The following is a 10,119-nucleotide window of genomic DNA, read 5'->3' as shown; positions in this document are numbered from 1 at the left end:
ACAAATTCGACCTGATCCGATGAAACCCTGGCGATGAAGCTGCGGGATGAGATGGGCGGCTACCGCGCGGTGGGATTCGACCGCATTTTCCTCAGCGCCAGGACGGCGCAGCTCGGCCTGTCCGGACTGTGCGCGCGGCTGCACGGCCCAGGACCAGCGTGTTCGTCCGGCGGGTCCGGCATCGGAAGGTCACCACGCTGCTGCAGTCGCTGCTGCCCGAACTGGAGATCCGCGTCCGGCGAACTGGCTCCGGGGCCGGCAGCGGATCGCCACACCACCACCAGCACCCTCCTGGCTGACCTGCCGGGCAAAGGAAATCATCGATTCGCCCGGCGTGCGCGAATTCAGGCTGTGGCACATCAGTCCCGCCGAGCTGGCGCGGGGCTTTCCTGAATTTGGCCCTTCCTGGGCGACTGCAAATTCCGCGACTGCATACACGACGGCGAACCCGGTTGCGCGATCGCGCTCGCCCGGGAGCGGGGGAAGATCAGCCGGCTGCGCCTGGACAGTTACCGCGAGATCCTGCACAGGCTGCCGGCGGTGGAGTACGACTAGGGGACAGATTTATAAATCTGTCCCCATTCGAAAGGGAGGGGGCGGATTTAGATGGTTAAATCCATCCCTTTTCCGCATTCACTCAGTCACTGGCGATTACTGCGCGGGAACTTCGGCCTGCGTTCGATGCCGTCTTCCGGGCTGCCGTATCGCTTTTCCGCGTACGCGATGGTGGTTTTATGCCCGCTCAGCAGCAGGATCGCCGGTCTGCGAGGTAGAGATAGAGCCAGAATTCCGTGAGTTCCTTCTGCACGTCCGTGATCCTGCCGAGTGCCGCGCCAGGGCGGTGATGGCGGTGAAGATCAGGAACTGCCTGGGGAGTTTGTTGCTCTTGAAGCCGTCGATCATCGCGCCGAATTCCAGGTAGATGGACAGCAGCAGGATGTCCTTCAGGTCAGCGCCAACCGCTTTTCGACGATGCCGATGTACTCGTGCTGACCGACCATACCACGGTGGCGCCGATGGCGAACAGCGCGAGGTAATGATCCGTCGACCGGAATGCCCGCCGATCTTCGCCAGTTTTCCTCTTTCTCACCCATATCCCGCTCATGTTTGTTGCCAAACCGAATAATCCCGTCATACGACCAGCCTGTGGCGATACGACGGGGCTCACACCGACACCAGTACGTCAGCCTGACAGTCCATCAGCACGCGCTTCGTAACGCTGCCCAGGAAAAACTCCTCAAGCATGCCTTCGCCGTGCCGGCCCATCACGATTAGATCGCAATCCTGTTCCTGTTCCTGCTCGACGATATTCCGCCAAGGATCTCCGTGCCGCACAAGCAGGCGCGCCTCCTCCAGTGCGATACCGGCCCCGGCAAGCAGCTCGCGCATCCTCTGCAGTGCCTCGTCCCGTGCCGCGGCGCGATAATATGTCACGGCTTCTTCCGAGACCCCGGCGAGGCGCAACTTGCCCTCGAAGGGCACGTCAAAGGCGTGCAGCAGCACGAGTTCGGCCGCGGGCGCCAGCGCACGCGCCAGCCTGAGCGCAGGCAGCGAGGCCGGCGAGAAATCGATCGGTACCAACAGCCTGCGATACCTCTCGTGTGGCGGCTGCTTGACCACCAGCAGCGGGCGCGCGGCCCGGCTCACCATCTTTTCCGCAGTCGAGCCAAGCAGCAGATGCTGCACGAAGCTCGTGCCGCGGGCGCCCAGTACGATCAGGTCTGCCCCCAAGGCATCCGCTTCCTCGTTCAGGCGATGTATAACCGTGCCCAGCACGACATGCACGCCGGCGGTCACGCCGTGCTGGCTCAGCAGATTCCCGGCCAGTTGGCGCACTTCCTCCCGAACAGCGTCGACCAGGCGTTGCTCGGCGTCCGCAGGAACCTCGCGCACAAGCTGACGCAGCTTGCCCAGCGGACCCGCGGCGATGACGTGCAGCAGATCGAGCGTACCCCCCGCCTCTGTGGCGAGCAGCGCCGCCCGCTCCGCCGCATGGCGCGCGGGCGCCGACAGGTCGGTGGCCGCCAGCAATCGTTTGATGCGTGCCATCATGTAACCCCTTTGCCGTGGATCCGGCCGCCTGTTTCACCGCGGGCGCCTTACCGGGTGGACGCCGGGGGTGCGGAATCGATAGAATTCTTAAGCATTTTCATCTTCGCCGCAAGATAAGACTGAAGAGCGGCCCCGGCGGACCACCCTGCTGCCGCGCACGCGGGATCCCGTCTCGCGGGGATATGCAGGCCACAGCACCTCCAGCTGTCACGAACCGGCACGGACGCCATGGCATTGACGAGACACTCGACCTCCATGATGAATTCTCACGCGGGCAACATCACGCGGATTACCTGCACGTTATCCCGCGCATGATTGACCTGCCTCTCACCCAGGTGCTCCTGCTGCTCGGTACCGCGGTCGTGATCGTGATCGCGTTCCAGCGCCTGCGCATTCCGGCCAGCCTGGGCTATCTGCTGGTCGGTGTCCTGCTCGGCCCCCACACCGCCGGCCCGGTCATCGAGAGCGGGCAGATACAGGGGCTGGCAGAATTCGGCGTCGTCTTCCTGCTGTTCACCATCGGTCTCAACTTTTCGCTGCCGCAGATCCATGCCTTGCGGCATCTCGTGCTCGGCCTGGGTACGGGCCAGGTGCTGTTGACCACGCTCGTGGTCGGCGTCGCCGCCTGGCTGGCCGGCCTGCCGCCGGCGGCGGCCTTCGTGGTCGGCGCGGTCTTCGCGCAGTCCTCCACCACCATCATCAGCAAGCAGCTCGCCGAACAGGGCGAGGAATACAGCCGGCACGGGCGGCTGGGCACGGCCATGTCGGTGTTCCAGGATGTCACCGCCGTCCCCTTCGTCGTCGTCATCCCCGTGCTCGGCCTGGCGACCGGCACCGCGGCGCTGGCCGGCGCGCTCGGCTGGGCGCTCGCCAAGGCGGTGCTGGCCTTTGCGCTGGTGTTCGTGATCGGCCGCCGCTTCCTGCGTCCGCTGTTCCATGCCGTCACGGCGCGGCGCTCCGCCGAGCTGTTCACGCTCACCGTGCTGTTCATCTCGCTCGCAGCGGCCTGGACCACTCACAGCCTCGGCTTGTCGATGGCCTTCGGAGCCTTTCTCGCCGGCATGATCCTCGGCGAGACCGAGTTCCGCCATCAGGTGGAATCCACCATCCGCCCCTTTCGCGATGTGCTGCTGGGGCTGTTCTTCGTCGGCATCGGCATGCTGTTCGATCCGTTCGCGATCCTGCACATCTGGCATTGGACCCTGGCGGGCGCGGCGATCCTGCTGCTGGTCAAGATCCTGCTGGTGGCGCAGATCGTGCGCCGGGCCGGAATCGACGCCTTCACCGCCTGGCGCACCGGCCTGCTGCTGGCTGTCGGCGGCGAGTTCGGCTTCGCGCTGCTCGCCATCGCGCTCGACGCCGGCGTGATCGCGGAGGACGCCGGACAGATCGTGCTGACCTCCGTGCTGCTCTCCATGATCGCGGCGCCGTTCATCATCCGCTACAACCACGCGCTGGCGGGCCGTCTGCTGCGCCGACCGGCCGGGCCGGACGCCGAGGCGGCGGCGCGGATCGACATCGGGTCGATCGCGCAGCTGCGCGACCATGTGATCATCTGCGGTTACGGGCGCGTCGGCCAGAGCGTGGCCCACTTCCTGGAAGAGGAGCATATCCCTGCGTGGCGCTCGACCTCGATCCCGCGCGGGTGAAGGAGGCTCACCTCGCCGGCGAACGCGTCTATTACGGCGACGCCGCCGAACGCGACCTCCTCGAGGCGCTCGGCGTCGACCGCGCGCGGCTGGTGGTCATCAGCCACGCCGACACCGCGGCCGCGCACAAGGTGCTGCACCACGTCCGCGCGCTGCGGCCGGACCTGCCGGTGATGGTGCGCACGCGCGATGAGGCCCACGTCGAGGAGCTGAAACAGGCCGGCGCCTCGGAAGTGGTGCCCGAAACGCTGGAGGCCGGTCTGATGATCGCCTCGCACGCCCTGTTGCTGCTCAATGTCCCACTCGCGCGCGTGGTACGCCGCATGCAGCAGCAGCGCACGACACGCTACCGCCTGCTGCGCGGAAGTGTACCGCGGCGACAGCGCCCCCCGTAGAAGACCCGCAGGAGGCGGACGCCGACCGGCTGCGGCCGGTGCTGCTGCCGCCGGACAGTCCGGCGATCGGCCACACCTCTCCGCGAACTCAACTCAACGCGGGCGGTGGTGACCGCGCTGGTGCGCCAGGGTGAGCGGCGGCTGTCACCGGCGGGCGAAACCGTACTGGAAGCGGGCGATGCCGTCGTGCTGTTCGGTTCTCCCGAAGATCTGCAGCGTGCCGAGGCGATCCTGCTCGGATAGCCGAGGTGACAGCCCCTCCGACCGGACTGACCGATCAGCTCCCGCGACGCTGCATAGGATGCCGCCGAAGCACTCGCTCATGGCGCGCAGGGCAGGCGTTCCATCAGGTAGCACAGGCAATCCTGCCGGATCACCCGGAGATCCAGCGTCAGCATGGACGGCGTTGACGGCACCCGCAGGCTAATGGTTCCACCCGTATCGAGATGGAAATACCGGGCGGTGACGTCGTTGCCCGCCTCGTCGGAAACCTTCAGGGTCAACGGGCGTGACGGATCCTGCCGCCCCCAGAGCGTGCCCGGGGCAAGATCCTGAAAGTTATGGCGGTCGAGGTCGCCGGGCAGACTGAGATCCCGCGCCTCCGCATCGAATCCGAAATCGATCCCGTCCCGGATCCCGACGGTCGCTACGGTATGGTACAGATCGATGTCATGCGGCGAGACCGGATGCCGGGGAAATTCCGCCAGGTGCAGGCAGGCCTCGACGAACTCCAGCGCGTGTTCCGTATTCTGCGGATTGCCGGCCTTGCCGCATTCCACCGTGACCGCCGGACACAGTTCGGCGAAGGCCAGCGACTGCACGCCGCGCGGGCGCAGGAAGTAGATCACCGTGCGGCTGAACAGCGTCGCCAGCCGGAGGAACGGCGCGTCGAGGCGGTTCACACAGGCATAGTGCGGATTGAGGCCTGTATTGTTGTGGATATCGATGCTGGCAAAGGGATGGCGCGCGCGCATCTCCTCCACCACCGCGCGCATGACGGCGCACTCGGGCCCGTCCGTCGCCTCGCCGCCGGGCCAGGCGCGGTTGTAATCGAGCTGTCCCTCGAGCCGGCGCACGCCCGCTGCCGCCGCGGCGACGTTGCCGATGAACAGGCTCAGGGCGCGCGGCAGTTCCCGTCTCTCGTATCGCTGCAGCAGCTCACGCACCGCCCGCCAGCTGGTGTCTTCGTTCCCGTGCAGCAGCGTGCTCACGAACAGGGGCCGCTCCCGCCGCCCCGGCAGGTGGATCAGCGTGGGGCCGCCCAGCAGTCGCGCCAGATCGGCCGGTTCCGCCGCCAACAGTCCGTCCGGGAGGTGGTCGAGAATGGTCAGCATAGGTCCCGGGTCTGTCCTGTCAGGACGCCGGCCAGCGATGCACCGGCGCACCACCCTGCTGGTGAACATGATAGGCGGCCGTCAGGGCGAACAGATCGTTGTCGTGGAGATCGAGGAAACGGCGCTGCCAGTCGCTGCCGGTCTGGCCGCCGGCGAGCCGCTCCACCATCGTTCCCAGGTAGCGTTCGATATCCTCCGGCGCCAGCCGCAGCGCCGTCAATCCCCGCCGGGCCAGCGGCAGCAGCTCGTCCTGCAGCAGGTCGGCTACGTCATATACCCGCCCGTCCAGCCAGGTCACTTCAGCGGCCAGGCCGTCGCGGGCACAGGTGTAGAAGTTGGCCTTTGCCGCGGCAAACGGCAATGACAGCTCCGGCGCCTCCTCCATCGTCGCCAGCATCTCCACCAGGCCGTAGAACAGCGCTGCATTGGCGATGGTATCGACGATGGTCGGCCCGGCCGGCAAGGGGCGATGCTCGATGCGCACGTGGGGCGTGCCGTCGGCGTCGAAGCCTATCAACGGGCGGTTCCAGCGCCAGATGGTTCCGTTGTGCAGGCGCAGGTGGCTGAGTTCGCGCGGCGCGGCGGAGAGCCCGATCGGCAGCAGGATCTCGTATTCGCTGGCATTGGTGAGGAAGCACTCGAGCAGCGATTGCTGCACGTAACCGTAGCCGAAGGTCACGCGGTCGTGCGGCGCGTTATGCTCCTGGCCGTACCCCACCGCCACCGCCTGCTCGAACAGCGGGATGCGCGTCTCCGCCCACAGCCGGCGGCCGAACAGCAGCGGTGCATTCGCGCACAGGGCAGTCAACGGACCGGAGATTATCTTCGCGGCATTGTAATAGCGCGCCGCCTGCAGGGGATGCACCTGCAGGTGAAGCTGGAACGAGGTGGCGGCCGCTTCCAGCATCACGTCATGATGCTCGAGCCGGAGGTGGTCATCGCCCCGGATGTCTAGCCGCAGCGGCCGCCCGCGGCGCAGGCGCAGCACCTGCTCGTTGAGCGCGCGGTAACGCTTGAGCGGCGTCATGTTGGCCATGGACAGGTCTTCCTGGCGTACGGTCGGCAGGATGCCGATCATGAGCAGGCGTGCATCGAGATCGTGCGCGACCCCGCTGGCACGCTGCCAGAGGGCGGCGAGATCGTGCTCCATGGCGCGCAGCGCCGTGCCAGTCAAAGACCGCGGCGCGGTGTTGAATTCGATATTGAAGCTCGCCAGTTCGGGCGCCACCAGCTCGCCGGCGAAGCGCTCCATGAAGGCGAGATTGAGCGGCGCCGGGCGAAACCGCCCGTCCACCAGCCAGGCCTCCAGCTCGAAACCGGCGACATGGTGCCGCTGCGACAGCCCCTGCGTTTCGAACAGCGCCTTGAGCAGCGCCGTTTCCTCGCGCAGGCGCGCCGAGAACACGCCGTAGTCGTGCCGGGTGAAATGTTCGCGGTCGATCTCCTGTCCCATCGGGGCTGCCCGCATCTGTTCCGGAGGGTTCTATGGCCTCAGCGAGCTGCGTTCTCAGCGCCCGACCAGTTTCAGCGAGGCTACGAGCTTGTGCTCGTTTTTCAGTACATCCGCCAGGGTATAGCCGTCGAGCACAGCGAGGAAGGCGTCGGAGGCATCGCCCAGCACGCCCTTCAGGCGGCATACCTGGGTGATCGGACAATTCTGCTGCCTGCCGTCGAAGCATTCGACGATAGTGAAATTCGCCTCGGTGTGCCGCACCACGTCGCCGATGTTGATCAGCTCGGGCGCGCGCGCGAGGCTCAGGCCGCCGCCCTTGCCGCGGATCGAATGGATGAAATCGAGGGTGGACAGGTTGTGCACCACCTTGACCAGGTGGTTGCGCGAGATGCCGTAGCCCTGCGCGATCTCGGAGACGGTCGACAGGCGGTCGCGCCGCAGCCCCAGGTAGATGAGGACGCGCAGGGAGTAATCGGTATAGAGAGTGAGCTGCATGCCTACAAGCTACCGCGAAGGCGCACCCGCCGCAATGGGCGCGGCGACGGGATATGCGGCGGTCAAAAAATCGGATTGGCCACCGGTTCGGCCAGCAGCGCGCCGGTGAAGATCACCAGCCCGCGCGTGATCAGGATGCCGATGCCCTGGGTGCGGTGGTCCTTTCTCACCGTGTCGTCGCCGCCCAGCAGGCGGCGCGCGGTCTGGATCTGCACCACGTAGAGCACGTACAGGGTGATTACCAGCATGAAGTGCATCCACATGAGGAAGGAGAAGATCTCCCCGTGCTCGATCAGTTTCTTGTGCCAGTCGCGCGTCATGTCACAGATAGACCGGGAAGCGCCAGGTCGGCGACCATGATGGAGATCATCACCGGGATGTGCACGCGGCGCATCCGGAGTGAAAGAATGCCGCCAGCATGATGGCGAAGGTCGCCGTGGCGAACAGTACGGTACCCGGAATCATCGCCGCGCCCTCCCCTGGTTGCCGCTCATCGCGCGCGGCTCACTCGGCGCGCGCAACGCGCAGGATCCTGCCGCCCAGATCGAGCAGATAAACCTCGCCGTCGGGACCCTGCCCGAACGAACTGACGTTGAGGTCGGTGTCGAGCAGGCGCCTTGCCGACTGTACACGCCCGTCACGGTAACGCAGACCCCACACCCGGCCGGAGCCGTAATCGGCATAGAGGTACACGCCGCACAGGCCGGGCACGGCGCGGCCGCGGTAGACATGCCCACCCGTCACCGCGATGCCCTCGTCGTGGCCGTAGGTCGCGATCGGTGCGGCCAGGTCCCCGCGCCTGCACAATTCGGCGGACTTCGCGTTGCACCTGTCGCCCTCCATGATGCTCCAGCCGAGATTCGCCCCCGCGGTGACGGCATCGATCTCCTCGACGCGGTCCTGGCCCACGTCCCCGAGGTACAGTATGCCGGTGACGCTGTCGAAGGAGAACCGCCACGGATTGCGCAGGCCATAGGCCCAGATCTCCGGCCGCGCGCCCCGGACGTCGCGGAAGGGATTGTCCGCGGGAATGCCGTAGGGCGCGCCGCCCTCCGCGCGGTCGACGTCGATGCGCAGGAGCGCGCCGAGCAGGGTCGCGAGGTTCTGGCCGTGGCCGTGCGGGTCGTTGGCGCTGCCGCCGTCGCCCATGCCTATATATAAGTGGCCATCGGGCCCGAAGGCGAGCTGGCCGCCGTTGTGGTTGCCGTAGGGTTGCGCGATCCGGAGCAGCACGCGTTCGCTGGCGGGATCGGCGCGGCCATCCGCGCCGCGCGTGAAGCGCGAGACGACGGTGTGCAGGCCGCCGTCGCGCGCGGTGTAGTCGACGTAGAAGTAGCCATTGTCGGCGTGGCGCGGATGGAATGCGACGCTCAACAGGCCCTTCTCGCCGCCGCTCGTCACCTGCCTGCGGATGTCGAGCAGCGGATCCGGCCGGACCTTGCCGTCCTCAATGACGCGGATGCGCCCGGCCTGCTCCACCACGTAGAGCCGGCCGCTGCCGTCCCCTGCGTGCGCGAGGTGTACGGGCTGCTCGAATCCGCCGAGCCATTCCTGCAGGGCGATGGCGGGAATGTCCGCGCCCGCCGGTTCGTCGCAGCGGGGTGCGGCGGCCGCCGCGCCGGCGGCGCACGACAGGGCGATCACGATGCCGGCGCCCGCGGCGCGCAGGCGCTTCACGGCTTCAGATATCCCGCCGACCGGCGATGGCGTGCGACAGCGTACCGGCATCGACATATTCCAGCTCTCCGCCGAACGGCACGCCGTACGCGATGCGGCTGGCCCGGATGCCGTACTCGCGCGCCATGTCGGCGATGTAATGCGCGGTGGCCTCGCCCTCCACCGTCGGATTGGTGGCCAGGATCACCTCCCGCACGGCGCCCTGGCGCAGGCGCTGCTCCAGCTGGTCGAGCCCGATGTCCTCCGGGCCGATGCCGTCGAGCGGCGAGAGGTGCCCCATCAGCACGAAATAGCGCCCCTTGAACGAGGTGGTCTGCTCGATCGCCTGCACATCGACCGGATTCTCCACCACGCACAATTGAGCCGCGTCGCGCTTGTCGCTCGCGCACAGGCGGCACAGCGCGGTCTCGCTCAGGGTGCGGCACTCGCCGCAGCGGCCGACCTTGTCGGCGGCCTCCTGCAGCGCCGCGGACAGCCGGCGCGCGCCTTCACGGTTGCGTTCGAGCAGGTGGTAGGCGATGCGCTGCGACGACTTCGGGCCGACGCCCGGCAGGCAGCGCAGCGCCTCAATCAGGCGGTCGATGAGCGGGCTGTCGGACACCGGCGCCTCGTCAGAACGGGAGCTTCATCCCGGGCGGTAGCGGCAGGCCGCGCGTCATGCTCGCCATCTTTTCCTTCGATTCGCTCTCGATCCTGCGCACCGCGTCGTTCACGGCGGCGGCGATCAGGTCCTCCAGCATCTCCTTTCCCGTCCTTCAGCAGGCCTCGTCGATGCTGACGCGCTTGACGTCGTGGCGCCCGGTCATCACCACGCTCACCACGCCGCCCGCCTGGCCGGTGACTTCCATGCCGGCGATTTCCTCCTGCGCCTTCTGCAGGTCTTCCTGCATCTTCTGCGCCTGCTTCATCAGGTTTCCTCAGACCACCTTTCGCGTCACGTCCTCCCGAAGGCGGGTGCCGCCGCGCACAGGCGGACGGCGCTTGGCACATCAACGGATCACCGCCGCGCCGCCTCAGTCGAGCGGCTCCACCGTCTCCGGCACGATGCGGGCGTTGAAGGTCTC

8 protein-coding genes and 2 pseudogenes are annotated in these 10,119 nt (G+C 67.1%); 1 reads left to right on the top strand and 9 read right to left on the bottom strand.

Translation table 11 applies throughout. The features are described 5' to 3' along the window. Positions 1 to 732 precede the first annotated feature (732 nt). Entirely contained in the window at positions 733 to 1,038 is a 306-nt protein-coding gene (locus tag IPK65_12445; protein MBK8163899.1) for a phosphate-starvation-inducible PsiE family protein, read from the bottom strand. 126 nt (positions 1,039 to 1,164) lie between these two features. Beyond that, positions 1,165 to 2,049: a universal stress protein gene (locus IPK65_12440; GenBank protein MBK8163898.1), complete on the bottom strand. Its 885-nt coding sequence runs from the start codon at positions 2,047 to 2,049 to the stop codon at positions 1,165 to 1,167. 314 nt (positions 2,050 to 2,363) lie between these two features. On the opposite strand from IPK65_12440, the pseudogene IPK65_12435 reads away from it, so the two are divergent. Next, positions 2,364 to 4,339, top strand: a pseudogene (locus tag IPK65_12435) (cation:proton antiporter). A 77-nt stretch (positions 4,340 to 4,416) separates the two neighbouring features. On the opposite strand, the gene IPK65_12430 reads toward IPK65_12435, so the two are convergent. The 7 genes and pseudogenes from IPK65_12430 to IPK65_12400 all read right to left on the bottom strand — a co-directional run bounded on the left by IPK65_12430 (position 4,417) and on the right by IPK65_12400 (position 9,963). Beyond that, complete coding sequence (locus IPK65_12430; protein MBK8163897.1) at positions 4,417 to 5,430, bottom strand: succinylglutamate desuccinylase/aspartoacylase family protein; 1,014 nt, start codon at positions 5,428 to 5,430, stop codon at positions 4,417 to 4,419. Positions 5,431 to 5,449: 19 nt separating this feature from the next. Further along, positions 5,450 to 6,883 carry a glutamate--cysteine ligase gene (locus tag IPK65_12425; protein ID MBK8163896.1) on the bottom strand — a complete coding sequence of 478 codons (1,434 nt, stop codon included), beginning with the start codon at positions 6,881 to 6,883 and terminating at the stop codon, positions 5,450 to 5,452. A 54-nt stretch (positions 6,884 to 6,937) separates the two neighbouring features. Next, positions 6,938 to 7,378 carry an Rrf2 family transcriptional regulator gene (locus IPK65_12420; protein MBK8163895.1) on the bottom strand — a complete coding sequence of 147 codons (441 nt, stop codon included), beginning with the start codon at positions 7,376 to 7,378 and terminating at the stop codon, positions 6,938 to 6,940. Positions 7,379 to 7,440: 62 nt separating this feature from the next. Further along, positions 7,441 to 7,698 (bottom strand): hypothetical protein, encoded by a 258-nt coding sequence (locus IPK65_12415; protein ID MBK8163894.1) that lies wholly within the window; start codon positions 7,696 to 7,698, stop codon positions 7,441 to 7,443. Positions 7,699 to 7,882: 184 nt separating this feature from the next. Next, positions 7,883 to 9,106: a PQQ-dependent sugar dehydrogenase gene (locus tag IPK65_12410; GenBank protein ID MBK8163893.1), complete on the bottom strand. Its 1,224-nt coding sequence runs from the start codon at positions 9,104 to 9,106 to the stop codon at positions 7,883 to 7,885. Then, the gene (gene recR, locus IPK65_12405) at positions 9,060 to 9,656 is read right to left on the bottom strand and encodes a recombination protein RecR (GenBank protein MBK8163892.1); all 597 of its coding nucleotides are present in this window, start codon (positions 9,654 to 9,656) and stop codon (positions 9,060 to 9,062) included. The genes IPK65_12410 and recR overlap by 47 nt, the downstream gene beginning before the upstream one ends. Before the next feature lie 10 nt (positions 9,657 to 9,666). Further along, a pseudogene (locus tag IPK65_12400) lies at positions 9,667 to 9,963 on the bottom strand (YbaB/EbfC family nucleoid-associated protein). Positions 9,964 to 10,119 lie beyond the last annotated feature (156 nt).

This window comes from Gammaproteobacteria bacterium (assembly GCA_016712635.1).
Classification (GTDB): domain Bacteria; phylum Pseudomonadota; class Gammaproteobacteria; order SZUA-140; family SZUA-140; genus JADJWH01.
Note: the sequence above shows the minus strand (reverse complement) of the source record. Positions and strands in the feature narration are given on the sequence as shown.

Coding starts and splice junctions, on each gene's coding strand:
- IPK65_12415 (MBK8163894.1), bottom strand. CDS start 7,698: ATGACGCGCGACTGGCACAAGAAACTGATCGAGCACGGGGAGATCTTC.
- IPK65_12430 (MBK8163897.1), bottom strand. CDS start 5,430: ATGCTGACCATTCTCGACCACCTCCCGGACGGACTGTTGGCGGCGGAA.
- IPK65_12440 (MBK8163898.1), bottom strand. CDS start 2,049: ATGGCACGCATCAAACGATTGCTGGCGGCCACCGACCTGTCGGCGCCC.
- IPK65_12420 (MBK8163895.1), bottom strand. CDS start 7,378: ATGCAGCTCACTCTCTATACCGATTACTCCCTGCGCGTCCTCATCTAC.
- IPK65_12410 (MBK8163893.1), bottom strand. CDS start 9,106: ATGCCGGTACGCTGTCGCACGCCATCGCCGGTCGGCGGGATATCTGAA.
- IPK65_12425 (MBK8163896.1), bottom strand. CDS start 6,883: ATGGGACAGGAGATCGACCGCGAACATTTCACCCGGCACGACTACGGC.